16 protein-coding genes are annotated in these 19,714 nt (G+C 66.5%); 9 read left to right on the top strand and 7 right to left on the bottom strand.

Annotation, left to right across the window (positions count from 1 at the left end):
* Window positions 1-3: 3 nt before the first annotated feature.
* The gene (locus tag J2805_RS02630) at window positions 4-510 is read right to left on the bottom strand and encodes a carboxymuconolactone decarboxylase family protein (protein ID WP_309968697.1); all 507 of its coding nucleotides are present in this window, start codon (window positions 508-510) and stop codon (window positions 4-6) included.
* Window positions 511-743: 233 nt separating this feature from the next.
* On the opposite strand from J2805_RS02630, the gene J2805_RS02625 reads away from it, so the two are divergent.
* The gene (locus J2805_RS02625) at window positions 744-1,136 is read left to right on the top strand and encodes a (R)-mandelonitrile lyase (RefSeq protein WP_309968694.1); all 393 of its coding nucleotides are present in this window, start codon (window positions 744-746) and stop codon (window positions 1,134-1,136) included.
* A 118-nt stretch (window positions 1,137-1,254) separates the two neighbouring features.
* Window positions 1,255-3,072 carry an HNH endonuclease signature motif containing protein gene (locus J2805_RS02620; RefSeq protein WP_309968690.1) on the top strand — a complete coding sequence of 606 codons (1,818 nt, stop codon included), beginning with the start codon at window positions 1,255-1,257 and terminating at the stop codon, window positions 3,070-3,072.
* 94 nt (window positions 3,073-3,166) lie between these two features.
* Here the strand turns inward: J2805_RS02620 and J2805_RS02615 are convergent, their stop codons facing one another.
* From J2805_RS02615 to J2805_RS02590, 6 genes are all read right to left on the bottom strand, one after another.
* Window positions 3,167-4,501 (bottom strand): aspartate aminotransferase family protein, encoded by a 1,335-nt coding sequence (locus tag J2805_RS02615; protein ID WP_309969112.1) that lies wholly within the window; start codon window positions 4,499-4,501, stop codon window positions 3,167-3,169.
* 180 nt (window positions 4,502-4,681) lie between these two features.
* The gene (locus J2805_RS02610; RefSeq protein WP_309968686.1) at window positions 4,682-5,041 is read right to left on the bottom strand and encodes a VOC family protein; all 360 of its coding nucleotides are present in this window, start codon (window positions 5,039-5,041) and stop codon (window positions 4,682-4,684) included.
* A gap of 157 nt (window positions 5,042-5,198) precedes the next feature.
* Complete coding sequence (locus J2805_RS02605; protein WP_309968684.1) at window positions 5,199-6,842, bottom strand: amidohydrolase; 1,644 nt, start codon at window positions 6,840-6,842, stop codon at window positions 5,199-5,201.
* A complete protein-coding gene (locus tag J2805_RS02600; RefSeq protein WP_309968681.1) occupies window positions 6,832-8,289 on the bottom strand; it encodes an APC family permease in 1,458 nt (485 codons plus the stop codon). The genes J2805_RS02605 and J2805_RS02600 overlap by 11 nt, the downstream gene beginning before the upstream one ends.
* A 194-nt stretch (window positions 8,290-8,483) precedes the next feature.
* Window positions 8,484-9,917, bottom strand: coding sequence for an amino acid permease (locus tag J2805_RS02595; RefSeq protein ID WP_309968679.1), 1,434 nt, complete (start codon window positions 9,915-9,917; stop codon window positions 8,484-8,486).
* 179 nt (window positions 9,918-10,096) lie between these two features.
* The gene (locus J2805_RS02590; protein WP_309968677.1) at window positions 10,097-11,014 is read right to left on the bottom strand and encodes a LysR family transcriptional regulator; all 918 of its coding nucleotides are present in this window, start codon (window positions 11,012-11,014) and stop codon (window positions 10,097-10,099) included.
* Window positions 11,015-11,109: 95 nt separating this feature from the next.
* Between J2805_RS02590 and J2805_RS02585 the strand changes: the two genes are divergently transcribed.
* The 7 genes from J2805_RS02585 to J2805_RS02555 all read left to right on the top strand — a co-directional run bounded on the left by J2805_RS02585 (window position 11,110) and on the right by J2805_RS02555 (window position 19,666).
* Entirely contained in the window at window positions 11,110-12,315 is a 1,206-nt protein-coding gene (locus tag J2805_RS02585; protein ID WP_309968674.1) for an NAD(P)/FAD-dependent oxidoreductase, read from the top strand.
* 68 nt (window positions 12,316-12,383) lie between these two features.
* Window positions 12,384-13,802, top strand: coding sequence for a 2-oxoadipate dioxygenase/decarboxylase (hglS, locus tag J2805_RS02580; protein WP_309968671.1), 1,419 nt, complete (start codon window positions 12,384-12,386; stop codon window positions 13,800-13,802).
* Between the two features lie 22 nt (window positions 13,803-13,824).
* Window positions 13,825-15,363: an L-piperidine-6-carboxylate dehydrogenase gene (amaB, locus tag J2805_RS02575; protein WP_309968668.1), complete on the top strand. Its 1,539-nt coding sequence runs from the start codon at window positions 13,825-13,827 to the stop codon at window positions 15,361-15,363.
* An 85-nt stretch (window positions 15,364-15,448) separates the two neighbouring features.
* Window positions 15,449-16,798, top strand: a complete 1,350-nt coding sequence (locus tag J2805_RS02570; RefSeq protein WP_309968665.1) for an FAD-binding oxidoreductase — start codon at window positions 15,449-15,451, stop codon at window positions 16,796-16,798.
* A 33-nt stretch (window positions 16,799-16,831) separates the two neighbouring features.
* On the top strand, window positions 16,832-17,752 hold the full coding sequence (locus J2805_RS02565) for a LysR family transcriptional regulator (RefSeq protein WP_309968662.1): 921 nt from the start codon (window positions 16,832-16,834) through the stop codon (window positions 17,750-17,752).
* Window positions 17,753-17,829: 77 nt separating this feature from the next.
* Complete coding sequence (locus J2805_RS02560; protein ID WP_309968659.1) at window positions 17,830-19,002, top strand: Glu/Leu/Phe/Val family dehydrogenase; 1,173 nt, start codon at window positions 17,830-17,832, stop codon at window positions 19,000-19,002.
* 55 nt (window positions 19,003-19,057) lie between these two features.
* Entirely contained in the window at window positions 19,058-19,666 is a 609-nt protein-coding gene (locus J2805_RS02555; RefSeq protein ID WP_309968657.1) for a TetR/AcrR family transcriptional regulator, read from the top strand.
* Window positions 19,667-19,714 lie beyond the last annotated feature (48 nt).

Below are 19,714 nucleotides of genomic sequence, written 5' to 3'. Positions count from 1 at the left end.
TGGTCAAACACCTTGCCGGGCTGGATTGTTCCCGCGAGGATGTCCGGCATGAGTTCTCCGATGTAGGCCCGGGCGGGGGCAACGCCGCCGGTCAGGGTGATGTTGTGTGGGTCTAAGGGTGCAGAGGCAGTGGCGGGCCGGGCCGGTCAGCCGGCGTGCGCCGTCGTCGTGGGTTTCCGCCGTGGTTGCCTGTTCGGCAAGGACTTCCTTGAGCGCCGTGGCGGCCGTCATGGCGTTCGGCCACCCTGCGTAGAAGGCCAGATGGGTGATGGCCTCCACCAGCTCGTCCGGCGTGAGGCCGTTGGAAAGTGCGAGGCGCAGGTGGGAGGGAAGCTGTCCAGTCCGGTAAAGGGCGGTGAGCGTCGCGACGGTGATGAGGCTGCGGTCCCTGGGTGAGAGCCCGGGCCGCGCCCAGACATCACCGAACAGCACGTCGTCAGTAAGCTGCGCCAGCTTGGGCGCGACATCGCCGATGAGCCGCTGGGCCGGTGAAGAGGTCTCTGTTGCCATGGTGGTGCTCCTTAGGTTTTCGGCGCTTATCCAGCAAACCGCGTCCTCTCCGCGCGGGGAAGGTTCTGCTGATACAGGTACTGACAGGGCCTCCCAGCCGCCGGTGGAGCCTCCTAGTGTTGAAGGCGTGCTTGCCGCGCCCACCGGCGTGCAGCTCAGCCCGTTGGGCGTGACATCCGGCGCCCTCCGGCGCACAAACCAGCCACGCCCAACCCAGCACCAGAGGAGAACAGTTGGAAATCCAGCCGAAGACGCCAAGCAACAAGGGACCGGCGGAGATGTTCCGCGGCGACGTCTGGTTCGACGTGATCGCCAAAGGCGAGGATCCCTCGCAGCTGCGCTTGAACATGGTCCGTTTCTCGCCCGGCGCCCACACCGCATGGCACTCACACGCGAACGGCCAGACCCTGCACGTAACCGAGGGCCGCGGCCTGGTTCAGTCCCGCGGCGGCGAGGTCATCGAGATCCGTCCCGGCGACACCATCTACACACCGCCGGGTGAAGAGCACTGGCATGGCGCCGCCCCGGGCCACTTCATGTGCCACCTGGCGATGTGGGAAGCCCTGGGCGAAGGCCAGGAAGGCCCGGAGACCAGCTGGGGCGAGCACATGGACAGCGCGGAGTAGGCTTTTTCGCTCTCCTTCGTGGGCAAGAGTCCCCCTATTCCGGGACCTGTGGCGACTGACGGGTTCCTCTGTCTGCAGCAGGGCCTAAATTGTCACACCGTCGCGGCAGACTTGGTTCATGGAAGCCGTGGGGGATCTTGCAGCAGGAGTGGCGTTGCGGTGGGCCACGCTGCCCGCTGCCGGTTCTGCTGTTCCACCGGCCGCCGTGCCATCGCCTGCGGCGCGCGTCCGGGGATTGCGCAGTATCCCTGCGGGGCTCCAGCATTTGCCTGTTCCAGGGCCCGACGGCGGGGCGTCCGGTGAGCTGTCCCGGTGCCTTGAGCTGCTGAAGGCTGTGGGTTCGACGGCGGTTGAGGACGCGGCGCTGCTCAGTTTCCGTGAGGCTGCGGACTTCGCCGCCAGCGTCGAGGAAGTTTCCCGGGCTGCCGAGTATTTGCAGATTGTTGCGGCCGGGGCGGTGAACCGGACCCGTCGTGAGGCGCAGGCGGCAGCGCGGTCAGCAGTAGTCGGCTCAGGATCAGCCGGTTCGGGTGCGGCCGTCGGGTGGGTCACGGGCTGGGGCACGGAAACGGCCGGGGATCATGAAGGGACCCGAACTCCGGCCGCTGCCGGACATGTGGTGCCCCCGGCGGTGAACCCCGCTGGACCGGATCCGGCCGATGACGGGTCCCGGAACGCGGCCGAGTTCCTCCGCACCAGTTTGCGGATCAGCATTGCCGAAGCCCGCCGCCGGATCGCCCTCTCGTCCGCGGTGTTGCCCCGGGCCGGGATCACCGGACACATCGAGCCTCCGGTCCGGCCCGAACTCGCCGCCGCCGTTGTGGCCGCCGCTGTGGGGTCCCGGGCCGCGACGATCATCACCCTGGCGTTGGACCGGGTCGGGCACCACGCCCCGGTAGAGACGCTGGCCCGGATGGAGCACCAGCTGACCCGGCAGGCGGTGGACAGTGATGCGGATCTGTTGTCCCGGGTCGCCCGGCACTGGATCGAGGGGATCGACCAGGACGGGTCCGAACCGTCCGAGGAAGAGCTCCGCCGCCGCCAGGGCGTGTTCCTGCGGCAGGCCCGCCGCGGGCTGCAGCACATCGAAATCTTCGCCACCCCGGACCAATGCGAGCCCCTTCTGACCGTGATGAACACCGCCACCAACCCCCGCACCCGGACCGGCGCTGCTGACGGCCGAGCCGAGGACACCGGCGACGGTGATGGCGGCACCGGTGACGCAGACACCAGCCCGAACACCAGCCCGGGCAGCGGCGAAGGGATCGGCGGCGCAGCTGGTGCCGCCCTGGACCTGCGGACCCGGCCGCAGCGGCTCCTCGACGGCCTGGTCGGCGCCTGCAAGGCAGGCCTGAGCACCAGCGGCCTTCCCACGTCAGGCGGCCTCCGCCCGCAGGTCATGGTCACCATCGACTACCGCGACCTCCTGGACCGGCTCGAACACACCACAGACCAAGAAAGCGAGACCACTCTCAGCCCCGGAAGCCCCAGAAACACAAGCACAGGCAGGCTCCCGGGCACGGGCTCGTTCACGTTCACCGGGCCGGTCAACGCCGCCACAGTCCGGAAGATCGCCTGCGACGCCGACATCATCCCCGTCCTGCTCGGCAGCGAAGGACCGATCCTGGATATCGGCCGCGCCACCCGGATCTTCCCGCCCCACATCCGCAAAGCCATCACCGCCCGCGACCAGGGCTGCGCATTCCCCGGCTGCACCATCCCCGCGCCCTGGTGCGAAGCCCACCACATCACCTACTGGTCACACGGCGGATCCACCAGCACCGAGAACGGCACGCTGCTGTGCTCCCATCACCACCACCTGATCCACAAGGAACAGTGGCACATCCAGGTCAAATCCGGGATCCCCTGGTTCATCCCGCCACCCCACATCGACCCCCGCCAAAAACCGAGACGAAACATGTACTTCAAAACGTGAATACCGGCTGACAATGGCGCTGCTGCGCACCAGACGAAACACGCAAGCGCAGCTCGCCGTGGCTACGGTCACACGTCATTCGCGGCCTTCCGCTCTAATCCAGGAATTCGTCGGCTGCGGCCAGTGCCTCGTCCAGGATCGCCAGGCCTGCGGTGGCGTCGGAGTCGCTTACGTTGAGTGGAGGGGCAACATTGACGCGGTTGCCCATGGTCAGCGGCAACAATCCCCGGTCCAGGCACACCTTAGTGAAGCCGACCATTGGCGCATTCGCCGTGCCAGTGGCTCCTGTCGGCACGAGCGGCTCTTTGGTCAGCCGGTCGCGGACAAGTTCCAGGGTCCAAAGGCCGCCTGTGCCGCGAACGTCCCCGATGGACTCGTGCTTAGCAGCAAGCTCCCTGAGCCCCGGACCCAGGATGTCCGTGCCGAGTCGGGCAGCTGCTGCGACAGTGTCCTCCTCGCGCATCGCGTTGATGGCGCCGACCGCTGCTGCGCAGGCGAGCGGGTGGCCGCTGTACGTCAGGCCCGCCGGGTAGGGGCGTTTGGTGAACATCTCGTAGATTGCGTCCCCAACCAGCACACCGCCCAGCGGCACATACCCGGAGTTCACGCCCTTCGCGAACGCCAGAAGGTCCGGTGCGACGCCATCGTGGTCGACGCCGAACCAGGCGCCTGTGCGGCCGAAACCGACCATTACCTCGTCCGCGATGTAGACGATGCCATGGCGGTCGCACAGCTCGCGGACCCCGCGCAGGTAGCCAGCCGGCGGCACGATGACGCCCGAGCTGCCGATCACAGATTCCAGGACCAGCCCCGCGATCGTCGACGGGCCTTCCAGGAGGATCACCTGCTCTAGATGGGCGAGCGCCCGCTCGCATTCTTCCTCCGGCGTCCTCGATCCGAACACCGAGCGGTACAGGAACGGACCGAAGAAATGGACAGCACCCGCCGCGCCGGTGTCCGAGGCCCAGCGGCGCGGGTCACCGGTGAGGTGGATCGACGTCGATGTCGAGCCATGGTAGGAGCGGTAGGCGGCGAGCACCTTCGGTCGTCCCGTGTAAAGCCGCGCCATCCGGACCGCATGCTCAATGGCCTCCGTTCCGCCGGTGGTAAACAGCACATGCCCGAGGCGCTCCGGCGAGACCTCTACAATCAGCCGCGCCGCTTCACCCCGGACATCGGACGCATGGGCGGGAGCGAGCGTGCACAAGCGGTCGGCCTGCTCCTTGATCGCGGCTACGATCCGCGGATGTTGGTGACCGAGGTTAGTGAACACCAGCTGTGAGCTGAAGTCCAGGTAGCGCCGTCCGCGGGCGTCGACCACGTAGCTCCCGGAGCCGCCGACGAAGGTCGGCACCTCCCGCGGCCCCTGAACAACCCAAGGGTGGAAGACCAGTTCGTCGGGATTCATGACCAACCTCCGTTGCCTCAGTGCCGGACAGTTCACCTGTGCTGATTCACCTTGGCACCGTCACCCGGCGGCGTCCATAGCACCACTACTTCCGACGACAGCTGAGGACCCAGCGTCCCGGAAACAGAGTTGTGCGCCGCTTTGCCGCCCCGCACGTCAGGAACGGAATACGCAGGGAGTCAGTGAACCCGTTCGAACCGCCTAGCTGAGGCAGAGGCAGAACGGGTGGCCGGCCGGGTCGAGGAACACGCGGAAGGTTGTGCCGGGCTGCGTCTCCGCTTTGCTGGCTCCCAGCTTGATGGCCTCCTTTTCGCCGTCGTCCAGGTCCTGCACCACCAGGTCCAGGTGCATCTGCTGTGGGTGGGACTGGCCGGGCCATGCGGGGGCCTGGTAGCCGTCCACCTGCTGGAACGAAATGCAGTTGCTGCCGTCATCGGGCCGGATCTCGACCCAGTCATCGTCATCCTTCACGTTCCAGCCGAGGAGGGCAGCATAAAAGGCCGCAAGGGCCCCGGCGTCGGGGCAGTCGATAACGAGGGTGGGGAAGCGCGCGATAGCCATACGGGCATGCTACCGCCGGAAAGTGAACCTGTCCCTAGAGTTCGTGGGCAAATAGTTTTGCAGGGTGTGGTTCGTCCCATTCTCCGGCTTGTCCATGCGTACAGACTAGGCACGCGGCGTCCGGCCCCAAGCCGACGCCGCGTGCCGGGCCCGGGTCCTACCGGACTGCTCCCACCGCCAGGTGCTGCACCCGCCCGTCCATGAACGTGGCCAGAACCTGCGCATCAGCCAGGTCATCCGGCGCAACCGACAGCGGGTCGACGTCGAACACCGTGAAGTCCGCGCGCTTGCCCACGCTGACGGACCCGGAAACCGCCCATTCCCCGGCAGCCTTGGCGGCATGCGAGGTGTACCCTTCGAGCGCCTGCAAGGCAGTGAGGGCCTGGCCCGGAACCACCGGCTGTTCGCCCTGATGGCCGGCCCGGCGTCGTAATTGCGCGTCCGCCAGGATGGGCAGCGGTTCGAACGGGGCGATCGGCCAGTCGGAGCCAAGCCCCAGGGTGGTTCCCGCCGCGCGGAGGTCCGCGCACCGCCAGGCGTTGTTCGCTCGTTCCGTCCCCAGCCGAACGGACCAGTTGTCCGTCTGGTCGGCGCGGGAGTAGTGGGTGCAGTGCGTCGGTTGCATGCTTGCCACCAGGCCCGCGCGGGAGAACCGTTCAATGAGGGCGTTCGGGACGGTTTCGAGGTGTTCGATCCGATGCACGGCGGCCGGTGCACCCGACCGCACCGCGGGAGGCAGGGACTCGAAAGCGTCCAGGACCGCGGCCACTCCGGCGTCCCCGATTGCGTGCGTGGCCGTGGGAATCCCGCGGCCGGCGAAGAAGCGCACCGCCGCCGCGTACTCCTCCGGGCGGGGCCAGAACGGGGCCACGGACTCCCCGTAGGCGTCGGGTTCGAACAGCCACGCGGTCCCGTTGTCCACCGTGCCGTCTACGAACAGCTTGACGCCGGCCACTTCCCAGCGCTTACCGCCCAGCCCGATCTGCCCCGCGAGCCGGTGCCAGTCCTCCTCGCCGCTGCCGGGCATGCACCACGGGGAGATCCGCAAGCGCAGCGGCAGGCCGCCCTCCATGTCGTTTTCGAGGGCGCGGAAGAGCTCCAGCGAGCCCTCCCCGCAGTCCATCACGTGCGCCCCGGTCAGCCCGGCCCGGGAGAATTGCGTGAAGAGTTCGGCCAGCCTCGCCTTCCGTTCCGCGAAGGGCTCGGCCGGCATTACGCGCGCCACGAGCTCAATTGCGGCGGCCTCCAGCAGGAGTCCGGTGGGCCTGCCGCTGCCGTCGCAGACCACTTCCGACGCCTGGTCGAACTTCCCCGGGCCGGTGACGCCCGCCAGTTCGAGGGCCCTTGTACTGGCCAGTGCGGAATGCCCGTCGAAAAGGCGGATGAGGCACGGCAGCCCGGAGACGACGTCGTCAATCAGCTCGCGGTGGGCGGCGGCGGAACCGAACACATTGGGGTCCAGGCCCCAGCCCCGCACCCAGTCCCCCGCGGGGATGGCTGCCGCTTCGGCGCGCAGCAATGCGCGCACCTCGGCAAGGTCTGCGGCGCCGGACAGGTCACGGCCGCGGGTCAGCTCCAGTCCGAAAACAGGATGGATATGGCAGTCCACCAGGCCGGGGGTCAGCACTGCGGCACCGAAGTCGATGACCTCCGCGGCGGGCCAGTTTTCGGCGTCGTCACGGCTTCCGACGGCGGCAATCACGCCGCCCTGGACCGCCACCGCCTGCGGAGCCGTGCTCCCGGGCAACCGGCCCTCCATCGTGTGGATGGTGTCGGCCAGGATGACTAAATCAGGATTCATGGGTTTCAAAGCTTCCAATCTGCGCGAAGATCGCGGGACGGTGGCGGCGCACCCAATGGGCGGCCAGCAGCCCGGCGATGAAGACGAGCGGCGTCACGAGGATGAGGATGGTGTTGGTCAGTGCGTCGGCAAAGGTGAGCAGCTCGATGTTCAGGCCAATCAGCAGCACCACGCCGAAGAGCAGGATGGCCGAGGCCAGGCTGAGCGGCACCATCAGTTTGTGCGTGGCTGCGGCGGGGTTCCGGCGCAGGTAGAGGAAGGCCGCGACCGAAACCAGGCCCTGGAGCCCTACGATGCCGAAGATCCCGGGGGTGTTCACCCAGATCAGGAGCTGCTGGTAGGGGTCGGCGTTGAGCAGGGCGCAGATGGTGATGACCACGGCGGCGAGGACTGTCTGCAGCTGGCCGGCGCGGTGCGGTGACTGGAACCTGGGGTGGGTCCGCCCAAGGAAGGCGGGCAGCACGCCGTCGCGGGCCAGCATGTAGACGTAGCGGTTGATCGCGTTGTGGAAGGCCAGCTGCGAGGCATAGACGCTGGTGACGATCAGGATGTACATCACCACTTCGGCCCACGGGCCCACATAGTGGTTGATGGTCTGGAAGAACATCCCGCCGGCCAGTTCCCCGGCGGCTTCCACTGCGCGGTCTTCGCCGTAGGCCTGGACCACCGTCCAGACGATGAAGGCATAGAAAACGGACATGAAGCCGACGGCGATGTACATGGCCCGCGGCACGGACCTGTCCGGGTTGCGGGCTTCTGAACGGTACAGCACGGTGGACTCGAAGCCCATGAAGGCGGCGAAGCAGATGCCCAGGATCGCCAGGACGCCCGGCCCGAACGCGTTCTCCGGGCTGAAGGAACCCACACTGATCCCGTGGGCTCCGCCGCTGCCGAGGATGCCCACTCCCATCACGGCCAGGATGCCCGTCTCGGCGACCAGGAGCACGCCGAGCACCTTCGCGCCGACGTCGATCCCCCGGTAGCCGAGGAACCAGACGGCTGCAACGGCGGCGAGCGCGATGGCCGGCCAGGGCACCTCGAGTCCGAAGAGCACCTTGAACATGTCGTGCGTCTGGACGGCGAAGAGACCGTAGACGCCGATCTGGAGGCAGTTGTAGGAGACGATCGCCAGGATGGCGGAGGCCAGCCCCACTGTCTTGCCCATGGCCAGTGAAATGTAGGTATAGAAGCCGCCGGATGCCTTGACGTGGCGGGTCATGGCCATGAAGCCGATGGCGAAGAGGGTGAGCACGATGCCGGCCAGGAGGTAGCCGGCCGGGGCGCCGATGCCGCCCACGCCGATGGCTACGGGCGCCACGCCTGCCATGACGGTGAGCGGGGCTGCGGCGGAGATGACGAGGAAGGCAATTCCGCCTGTTCCCAGGGCGTTGCGCTTGAGGGCGCCGTCAGCGGACGACGTCGGTGGTCTGGTTTGGGTATCCGGCACTAGTCCGTCCTTTCTTGGGAGCCCTGCTAAACGAAAGGCTTTCGTTTATTATGAATGCGTGTGGCGCAGAGCACAATAGATTTCCCAAAATGGACCGGCGGGCGCGCCCGGGCGACCGGGCAGGACGCACAGGGGCTGCGGTGCCGGCGGCATAAGCCACCGGCACCACAGCCCAGCGCCCGCCTGAAGCGCGGCTACACCTTGGCCTGCACATCCCCCGGCGCGGCACTTTCCGCCATGACCAGGCTCGGGCCGGGTGCTTCTGCTGCGGCCGGGTCCGGCATGTCCACCGAACCGCCGCGCTTCCGAACTGCGACGTAGATCCCCAGCACCACCGCCCAGGACAGGCAGCTCAGCGCCAGTGAAACCTGGGTGCCGGACGTCATGGCCATCTGAAGCAGCACGGCAGCGATCGCGGCCGCCGTGAGGATGGACAGTCCGGGGAAGAGCCACATCTTCACCGTCAGCTCCTCCTCCTTGGCGCGCCTCCGCAGGACAATCTGCGAAAGGGCAATCAGCAGATACACGAAGAGGATGATGGCGCCGGATGAATTCAGCAGGAAGAGGAACACTCCGTCGGGCGAAATCGCGGCGGCGATCACGCAGAGAAATCCGACCACCGAAGAAGCCAGGATTGCGACCATCGGCACGCCACCCCTGCTGACCCGGGTCAGCGCAGCCGGTGCTTCACGCCGGGCCGCCAGGACGAAGAGCATCCTTGACGAGGTGTAGAGGCCCGAGTTCAGGCAGGAAAGCACGGCGGTAAGCACCACGGCATTCATGACGGTGTCCGCAAAGGGAATCCCCATTACGGTGAAGGCCGTGACGAACGGGGACGCGCCGAGTTCGGTGGAGTTCCACGGGACGATGACGGCCAGGAGGAAAAGCGAACCGACATAGAAGATCGAAATCCGGACAACCACTGACTTCATGGCCTTGGTGACCGAGCGCACGGGATCTTCTGTTTCTGCCGCGGCGATGGTTGCAACTTCCGCGCCGACCATCGAGAAGACCACGACCACGATGGCCGAGAAGATTGCCTCCGGCCCGTGCGGCAGGAAGCCCTCGTGGGCAACGAGGTTACTGAAGTCCAAAGTCCGCTCCGGCCAGAAGCCGAGGACGAAGGCGCCTCCGAGGACCAGGAAGGCGATGATCGCGGCTACCTTGATGCCGGCAAACCAGAACTCGAATTCCCCAAAGGACGCGACGGAGAACAGGTTGGTACAGGTCATCAGCAGCATCAGGCCCAAGGAGAGCACCCATAGGGGAGCATCGATCCAGTAGGAGAGCACCTTCGCCCCGGCAACGGCCTCAAAGCCCACGACGATGACCCAGAAGTACCAGTAAAGCCAGCCAACCGAGAATCCCGCCCAGCCGCCCAGGGCCCGGCGTGCATAGTCGGCGAAGGAACCCGTTGAGGGGTTGGACGTAGCCATTTCGCCGAGCATCCGCATTACCAGAATCATAAGCAGGCCCGTGATTCCGTAACTGAGGAAGGCGCCCGGGCCGGCGTCGTTGATCACCACTCCCGAGCCGACGAAGAGGCCGGCCCCGATGACACCGCCGATGGCGATCATGGTGAGCTGCCGTGGTTTGAGGTTCCTGTGCAATTGACGTGCAGGATTCATGGATTTCCATCTCTCCGTCGTTGTGTCCGGCCGATGTCCGGCTTGCTTCCCCCGGTTGTTCTCCAACGACTATGGAGGAGCGGAACTGTGACCGGAAGCACTCGAGGGCGAGCGAAAGTAGCCCTGCCGCAAGGGACTCTTTCGCTCCCCGGCCCTGTCTGCTGCCCCGGAACAGCGCCTCAGCCGATCACCGCGCTTGAACTGAAGGCGTGCACCAGGGCGTCCCGGACCGCCCGGACACTGTCCCGTTCGAGGGCCGAGGAACGCACGATGGCCACGATGCTCCTGCTCGACTCGCCGGGCATGACCGCCGTCGGAGCGTCCGTTGGCCTCAGCCCCATCATGAGCGGCGTGGCCAGGGTGATCCCGATTCCCGATTCGGCGAGGGCGATGGAGACGGCCGTATCGGTCACGAGGTGCTGGACGTTCGGTTCGATGCCGGACCGTGCGCAGGCAAACCGGCAGGCCCGGCCAAAGTAGGTATCAACTGGTGGAAGGATCCAGTCGCTGTTGTTTGCGTAGTCCGCGAGCGCCGGCGGGTCTGCGAGGTATTCGCGCGCCGAGGGAGGCAGGACCATGAGGAACGGCTCCCGGTGCAGCGTCTGGGACACAACGCCGCGCAGGGGAGGCTGCGGCGCGTCAGCGTAGTTCAGCCCCAAAGCGATGTCGATGCGGGACTCCAGGATGGCCTGTGGCATGGTTTCGACGTCGACTTCCACGGCCTGGATGGCCACATTCGGCGACGAGTTCCGCAGGTGGCCGATGGCCGGCTGCATCGCTGAAACGGCTGCCGAGCCGAAAACACCCACTGCCACAACCGCTCGCTGCTCGGACTGCGGACCACTGAGGGCTGCCGCGGCCCGGCGTTCGTCTTCGAGGAGCACGGCGGCATGGCGGAGCAGGGTCTTGCCCGCATCCGTCAATGCCACCCGGCGCCCATCACGGGCAAACAACGGCCGCGGAACGCTGCCCTGCAGCGCCGCCATCTGCTGGGACACCGCGCCCGGAGTGAATCCCAAGGCTTCCGCTGCCGACGTCATGGTCCCCAGTTCGGCGACCACCTTGAACGTCTTGAGTTGTTCGAATGTCCATTTCATATAGCAAATCTATATGGAACCATGAAAATGTATCGATAGACCTAAACGGCCGGTGGCTCCAAGCTTGTTTGCAAGACAGGCTTTTGGAGGAAAACATGCAGATCAAGCTCGTGGACAACGTCGTCCCGCTGGCCAAGTCACCAACTGCGCCGCTTCCCGCGGAGGCGGCAGTGGTGATTCTCGGCGGCGGGATCATGGGGGCCAGCATCGCCTTTCACCTGGCGGAGGCGGGCGTCGGGAACATTGTCATCATCGAACGCAATTCGCTCGGTTCCGGGTCCTCAGCCAAGCCGTTGGGAGGAGTCCGTGCCACCTTCTCCGACCCGGGGAACATCAGCCTGGGGCAGCGCAGTTTGGAGGCCTATGAGCGTTTCGGCGAGAAATTCCGCGCTGACATCGGCCTCCGGCAGGTGGGCTACCTCTTCCTGTGCCGCACCGAGGCTGAGCTGTTCGAGGTGGAGGCAAGCACCCACATCCAGAACTCGCTGGGCGGTTCCAGCCGGATGGTTTCCCCCGAGGAAGCCCATCGCATCAATCCCTTCCTGGACCCGAGAGCCCTCCTGGGCGCCTCCCATTCTCCGCGCGACGGCTTTGCCGAGCCCTCCAAGGTGGTCCGCGCCTATGCCCAGGCGGCCATGGAGCTGGGCGTCACCATCTGTGAGGACACCGAGGTCCTGGAGATCGACGCCGGCAGCGGTTCGGTGCGGGCGGTCCATACCAACCGCGGTCCAGTCCGGACCAGCACTGTCATCTGCGCTGCCGGCGCCTGGTCCACCAGGCTTGGCGCCATGGCGGGCGTCCACCTGCCGATTGAGCCGGTCAGGCGGCAGATCGGGATGACGCCCCAGTGCATGGTGCCTTACCCCACCGTTCCGTTCACCCTGGACCTGTCCACCACGATGTACTTCCACAACTACCTCAACGGGATGCTGCTGGGTATCTCCAACCAGGACCAGGAACCGGGCTTCTGCCGTGAGTTCGACTACCAGTGGCTGCCAGCCTTCAACCGTGCCGCAGAAACCGTGGCCCCCTCCCTTGCCCGGCAGGAGCTGGAGGTCGGCTGGGCCGGACTGTACGAGAACACGCCGGACCACAACGCCATGATCGGTTCCTCCGACACCGTAGAAGGCTTCCTGTACGCCACGGGTTTCTCGGGGCACGGGTTCCTGCAGGGCCCGGCAGTCGGCGAGCTCGTCAGGGACATTTACCTGGGCCGCGAGTCCTTTATGGATCCTGAACAGTTCAGTGCCGCCCGCTTCGCCGGCGAGCTCTCCCGGGTGAAGGAAGTCCACATCATCTGAACCGCGGAACCGGCAACCTCCGCGCCATGATCCCCGCGCCAACATCCAAAGGATTGAAAGGAAGACCCATGCCAACAACAACGAAGCTGCAACTGTGGGAACTGAGGGCGGAATTCGCCCTGCGCCTTGCCACCCTGTACGGCAACGAAGTCCCTGCCTACAACACGCTGGTGGACGTCTCACGGGAGGTGAACGAGGACTTCATCCGCAGGAACGGGCAGGACGCAGAACGCCTGGGCAGCGTCCAGCGCGTCACCGCCGAGCGCCATGGCGCCATCCGCGTGGGCTCACACCGCGAGCTTGCCCAGGTGGCGCGGATATTCGCCGCCTTTGGCATGCACCCGGTGGGCTTCTATGACCTCCGGGACGCTTCCAAGAGCTCGGTACCGGTGGTCTCCACAGCCTTCCGCCCCATCGACCCCGAGGAGCTGGCAAGGAACCCGTTCCGCGTCTTCACGTCCATGCTGGCCCATGATGACCGGCGCTTCTTCGACGAGGAAACGCAGCAGCACCTCGAAACCTTTATCGGCGCGCGGACTCTGTTCTCCGACGAACTGCTCGAGCTTGCCGACCGGACCGCCCGGGAAGGCGAACTCGACCAGCACGACGCCGAACGGCTCCTGGAGCTGGCCACCTCAGCATTCAAGCTGTCCGCCGCACCCGTTGACCACGACTGGTACTTCAAGCTGGAGGGCATCTCAGCGGTAGCGGCCGACATCGGCGGCGTCCCCTCGACCCACATCAACCACCTCACCCCCCGCGTACTGGACATCGATGACCTGTACGCCAGGATGGAAGCCCGCGGCATCACGATGATCGACGAGATCCAAGGCCCGCCCAACTGGGAAGGGCCGGACATCCTGCTCCGGCAGACCTCCTTCCGCGCCCTCGCTGAAGAAAGGTCCTTCCGCTACGCCGATGGCGAGGTTCGCCCCGGGTCGCTCCGGGTCCGCTTCGGGGAAGTGGAACAGCGCGGAATCGCCCTCACCGAAACCGGCCGGAACCTCTACGACCGCATGGTGGCCGAGGTGGATTCCTGGCTGGCCGCGAGCCCGGCCGGGACGCCGCGCGCCGAGATTGCCGAGCAGGTCTGGCGCAGGAACCTGCCGAGCACTGAACAGGAACTGGCGCTCCAGGGCCTCGCCCACTTCACCTACCGCGTGGCCGATCCTGCCCCGGCCCCCCGGACCGGATCCGCATCCCTGCGGAACCTCGTGGAAACCGGAGTCCTGGTTCCCGAGCCCATAGTCTACGAGGATTTCCTGCCGCGTTCGGCAGCCGGGATCTTCCAGTCAAACCTCACTGACGACGGCTGCCGCGACGACGGTCAGATCGGCACCCCGTACGACATCGACCGGCTGTCCGACGTCCTGGGCCGCAGGATCTTCGATCCCAACGAACTGTACTCCGCGCAGCGTTCCGCATCCCTGGCGGAGGCGCAACGCATCCTCGGTATCACCATCACCGACATCCAGTCCAACCTGTAAATCCAACCCGAAAGAAGGAACCATGACCACCATTGCTCCCGCCCTGCCGGCGACGTCCGAGATCGCCGCTGAAGTCCACAAGAGCCTGCAGGCCATCGGGGTGGACCCGGCCCTGCTCGCCGGTCCGCGCGAAACCCGGACGCCCATCACCGGTGACGTCATCCTCACCACCAGGGTCCACACCGACGAGGACATCGAGGCAGCTGTCTCCACTGCTGCCGAGGCGTTCAAAACATGGCGAAACGTTCCCGCCCCGGTCCGCGGCGCCGTCGTCAAGCGCTGGGGACAGCTGCTGACCGAGCACAAGGAGGACGTCGCCGCGCTGATCACCGCCGAGGTGGGCAAGATCCGCTCCGAAGCCCTGGGCGAGGTGCAGGAGATGATTGACATCGCCGACCTGGCCGTTGGCCAGTCCCGCCAGCTGTACGGCAAAACCATGCCTTCCGAGCGCCCCGGGCACCGGCTGGCCGAAACGTGGCACCCGCTCGGCGTCGTCGGAATCATCTCGGCGTTCAACTTCCCCGTGGCTGTCTTCGCCTGGAACGCGGCCCTGGCACTGGTGGCCGGCGACACCCTGGTCTGGAAGCCGGCGGACGCCACCCGCCTCTCCGCCCTCGCCGTCGACACCCTCCTTGCCCGTGCCGTCAAGGACGTCGGGGCACCGGCCGGTATCCACCACCTGCTGCTGACCGACCGCACCGGAGGGCAGAAGCTGGTCGAGGACCCGCGTATCGCCCTCGTTTCCGCAACCGGCTCCGTCCGCATGGGCCAGGAGATCGCCCCCACCATCGCCCGGCGGTTCGGCCGTGCGCTGCTGGAACTCGGCGGCAACAACGGCGCCATCGTCGCCCCCTCCGCCGACCTGGACCTGGCCCTTCGCGGCATCGTCTTTGCCGCCGCAGGCACCGCAGGGCAGCGCTGCACCTCACTGCGCCGCCTCTTTGTGCACACCTCGATCGCCGACACCCTCGTTCCCCGGATCGTGGAGGCCTACCGCACGCTGAACATCGGCAGCCCCACCCAGGAGGGAACGCTCGTAGGACCCCTGATCAACGCCGGAAGTTTCAAGGCGCAGCAGGATGCCCTGGCCCAGGCCGTCGCCGAAGGCGGCGAAGTGGTGCAGGGCGGCAACCGCGTCCTGGCGGACGAGCACCCGGAGGCCTTCTACGTGGAACCGGCCGTCGTGCGCATGCCCGCCCAGACCGCCGTCGTGCATGACGAAACCTTCGCCCCGATCCTGTACGTCATGACGTACGAAAACCTGGACGAGGTCATCGAGGTCCACAATGCCGTTCCGCAGGGCCTGTCCTCGGCGATCTTCACCCAGGACCAGACCGAAGCCGAGCTGTTCCTCTCGGCCGGCGGTTCAGACTGCGGCATTGCCAATGTGAACATCGGCACCTCGGGCGCGGAAATTGGCGGCGCGTTCGGAGGTGAAAAGGAAACCGGCGGCGGCCGCGAATCGGGCTCCGACTCGTGGAAGGCCTACATGCGGCAGGCCACCAACACCATCAACTTCTCCGGGCAGCTGCCGCTCGCCCAGGGCGTCACGTTCATCTAGCCAAGCATGCACGCGGCAGCCGCCCCCGGGGCGGCTGCCGCGCGCACCGCATCCTGCCACCCCATCCCCAGTAAGGACACCACCAGTGACAACCGTCCAGGAACTCCGCCGCCAGCTCGGGCAGCGGGTGCTGACCGATCCCGCAGACCTGGCCCGCTACAGCGCGGATGCCTCACGCGCCATCCCCGACGGCCTGCCCGCGGGGGTATTGGCAGCCCGTTCCACGGAAGACGTCGTTGCGGGGATTAAATGGGCCGCCCGGCACCAGGTTCCCGTGTCCGTACGGGGCGCCGGGACGGGCTTGGCCGGAGGAGCCGTGGCCTATAAGGGCGGGCTGGTGATTTCCCTTGCCCGGATGGATGCGATCCTCAGCATCGATCCGGACAACCGCCTCGCCCAGGTCCAAGCAGGTGTGGTCACGGCGGACCTCGATGCCGCTGCCGCGGAGTACGGCCTGATGTACGCGCCGGATCCGGCGAGCTACCGGCAGTCCACGATCGGCGGCAACATCGCCACCAACGCGGGAGGCCTGCGGTGTGTGAAGTATGGGGTCACCTCTGACAGCGTGGCCGGCCTGGCAGTGGTCCTGGCCAACGGAGATGTAATCTCCACCGGCGCAAAGACACGGAAGAACGTGGCAGGCTACGACCTGACCAGCCTCTTTGTCGGCTCCGAAGGGACGCTGGGGATCGTGACCGGAGCTACCCTGCGGCTGCATCCCCGCCCAGAGGGGAAAGCCGTGACGTTCCGGGCAACATTTCCTTCCGCGGCATCAGCCGGCAAAGCCGTCACGGCCATCATGGGCAGTTCAGTGGTTCCTGACGTCATGGAACTGATGGACCGTGCCAGCGTCAGGATCGTCGAACAGTTCCACCCGACGGGCCTGTCAACCGGTGGAGCCGCCATCCTGGTGGGCCAGTTCATTTCCCCTACGTCGGAAGCGGACGCCGCCGTCGCGGCCCGGCTGTGCACCCGGGCGGGTGCCACCGGCGTCGAGCAGGCAGACGGCGACGTTCTCGTGGAAGCCCGCCGGGTGTCCGGCAAAGCGCTCGACGCACGGGGGCTCCGCGCTTCGTGCGACGTTGCCGTCCCCATCTCGCGGCTGGCCGAGATGTTCATTGCGCTGGAACAGATCGGTTCAGCCAACAACGTGGAGATTCCCACTTTCGCCCATGCCGGGGATGGCAACCTGCATCCCTCCGTGGTCATCGGGGACGAAACCCCCGAGGCCTATGCAGAGGCAGAGCGCATCCTTGACCTGATCACGGACCAGGCCATCCTGCTTGGCGGCACCATCAGCGGAGAGCACGGCATCGGCTCCCTCAAGGTGGGATCGCTCAGCAAGCAACTTGAGCCGGCAACACTGGCCGCTCACCGCCTCGTCAAAACCGCTTTCGACCCCCTGGGGATCCTCACCCCGGGCCGGGCAGTTTGAACGGCGGCGCCGTTCCAGCGACAGGAGGCAACCATGCTGAACCCCCTGCATTTGCGGACCTTCATCGTCGTGCTACGGACCGGATCGTTTGCTGAGGCCGCCCGATCACTTGGCTACACCGGCTCGGCCGTCTCCCAGCAAATATCCAGTCTGGAGCGGTCCGTCAAGATGTCCCTCTTCGAACGTGACGCCCACGGCATACGGCCCACACCGTCGGCCGGGTTCCTCGCCGAACGTGCCCAAAATGTCCTGGCAACCTTAGCCTCCTTCGAAGAAGAGGTAAGGGCCATGTCCGAAGGGAATTTTGGCCAGGTCCGGCTCGGCAGCTTTCCCACCGCCAGCCAGCAGCTTCTTCCGCTGTCCCTCTCAACATTCGCGCGGACGCACCGCGAGGTGGGCATCGACCTTGATGAGGGCGAACCGGACACCCTTATTCCACTGCTGCTGGACCGTGACCTCGACCTGGCCATCGTCTACCACTACGACCTGGTGCCCCAAACCTGGCCGAAGGCCCTGAAAGCAGAGCCGCTCCTTCATGAGGACCTGGTCCTGCTCCTGCCGCCCGGTCACCGGTTCGCCGATTCGGAGATCGTCCTCGCCGATCTGGGAAAGGAAACGTGGGTGGCTACCGGGGAGCGGACGTCGGGCGCCCGCTCGCTCCGCAGGGCTTGTGCAGCGGCAGGGTTTGAGCCCAACGTGCACTGCCGAAGCGATGACTACGACGTCATCAGGAGGTTTGTCAGCTCCGGATTGGGCGTGGCGCTGGTCCCCGCGCTGGGGCATGTGCCCGGCACGATCGCGACGGCGACTATCGCCGACCTTCCCGTGCGGCGGCATGTGGTTGCCCTCCATGCGCCCAGCACGGTCAACCCCGCCGTGGAGGGGTCGGTGGCAGCCCTCAAGGCTGCCAGCGTGGAGGCCGCGGGGCGCCTCCCCGGAGTCCGCATTGCCTGACCCCGCCTGAGATTTTGCCTGAAATTTTGCCTGAAATAAACCAACCACCAACCATCCAGAAAATGGAGCACGCGGAAATGACTGACAGCACCTTTGCACTCTTTGACCAGTGGGGACCCGAGAAGATCGTGGTCGTCTCCGACAGGAAGACCGGCATGCGCGGCGTCCTCGTCATCGACAACACCGCACGGGGAACCGGCAAGGGCGGCACCCGGATGAGGCCCGGCCTCACTGTGCAGGAGGTCGCCCGTCTCGCCCGGACCATGACCTGGAAGTGGGCTGCTGTGGACCTGTTCCACGGCGGCGCCAAGGCCGGCATCCTCGGAGATCCGGCCGATCCGAACAAGGAAGCCATCCTCCGGGCCTTCGCCAGGACCCTGTCCAACGAAGTCCCGTCGGAATACGTCTTCGGCCTGGACATGGGCCTCACGGAAGAAGACGCGGCCATCTTCCTCGACGAGCTTGGCGACCGGGGAGCCTCCACCGGACTGCCGCGCGCATTGGGCGGGCTCCCCTACGACCAGCTCGGCGTGACCGGCTACGGTGTCGCTGAGGCGGCTGACGCTGCGGCGCAGAACCGCGGGATCAGCCTCCAGGGCGCTCGGGTTTCGATCCAGGGCTTTGGCGCGGTAGGCCAGGCGGCCGCAACCCGCCTCAGCGAGCTGGGCGCCGTCGTCGTTGCCGTCTCTACCGCCGACGGGGCGGTTCATGACCCCAACGGCCTGGACATCCCGAAAGTGGTGGAACTCCGCGCCGCCACCGGGGACGCGTGCGTGCGCCACTACGGTGCCGTACTTCCGGCGGAGGCAGCCTTGCACGTGGACGCCGACGTCCTCATCCCGGCCGCCCGGGAAGACACCATCGACGACGTCGTGGCAGCCAGCACCAACGCCAAACTCATCGTGGAGGGCGCCAACCTTCCCACGTCTCCCACGTCGCGGCGGATCCTGCACCAGCGTGGAATCACTGTGGTGCCCGATTTCATTGCCAATGCCGGGGGCATCGTGGCGGCGGCCCATTCCATGGCCGCACGCTACTCCCCCTTCGTGGTGGACCCCGAGCACATTTTCACGATGATCTCAGCCAAACTGAGGGCGAACACCGGCGCAGTCCTGGACGAAAGCAGGCGCGCGGGCATCACTCCGCACGAGGCCGCTTACGGGTTGGCAGAGCAACGGGTCGTTGAGGCCATGAAACTGCGCCGCCAGGTTCCCAAGCGCGCCACGGAGACCATCGACGTCCTCGTCTGAGCAGGCGCCCCGACTAGGCTGGGATGACGTTTAAAAGCTGCAGTCAGGAGAACCCATGGGGCGCCCGCTCCTCCCGTTGATATCCGTGGAGGCCCTCACCACGGCCGCACTCGAGCTGGTGGATGAGGGCGGGGACTTCAGCTTCCCTAAGCTGGCGAAGAAGATCGGCGTCAGCCAGTCCTCCATTTACAACCATGTCAAGGGCAGGGACGAGATCCTGGAGCTCCTGCGCCACCGGATCATCACCGAAGAGCCGTACGCGCCGGTGGACCACAGTGATTGGGAAGCCGCCCTGCGGGTCCTGATCCGCGCCTACCGGGACGCGTTTATGCGCCACCCGCGGCTGGCGCCGCTCCTGGTCCTGCAAACGATCACTGATCCTGACGTCATCGGGCTGTACGAGGACTTGGCACTGGCCCTCGAGGCAGCAGGATTCCGCGGCCGGGACGTCGTGGCGGCCATCTCCACCATCGACAGCTTTGCCCTGGGCGCGGCGCTGGACCTGGCGGCTCCGGAAGTTGTCTGGGACCCGCCGGCGGAGGGCTACCCCACACTCAAGCGGGCCCTCGGTAATGCCGGGCCGTCGGAGGAACGGGGCGGGCACGCCTTCGACTTCGGCCTGGACGTGATCATCGGCGGGCTTCGGGCGAAGCTGGCCGGGTAGGGCTGGTCGGGCAGGGCCCTTCAAAGCGCCCGTTCAGGGTTTGTTTCC

This window comes from Arthrobacter oryzae (assembly GCF_031454875.1).
GTDB classification, from domain to species: domain Bacteria; phylum Actinomycetota; class Actinomycetes; order Actinomycetales; family Micrococcaceae; genus Arthrobacter; species Arthrobacter oryzae_D.
The sequence above is the reverse complement of the archived record's forward strand: the minus strand, read 5'-3'. Positions and strand labels throughout refer to the sequence as shown.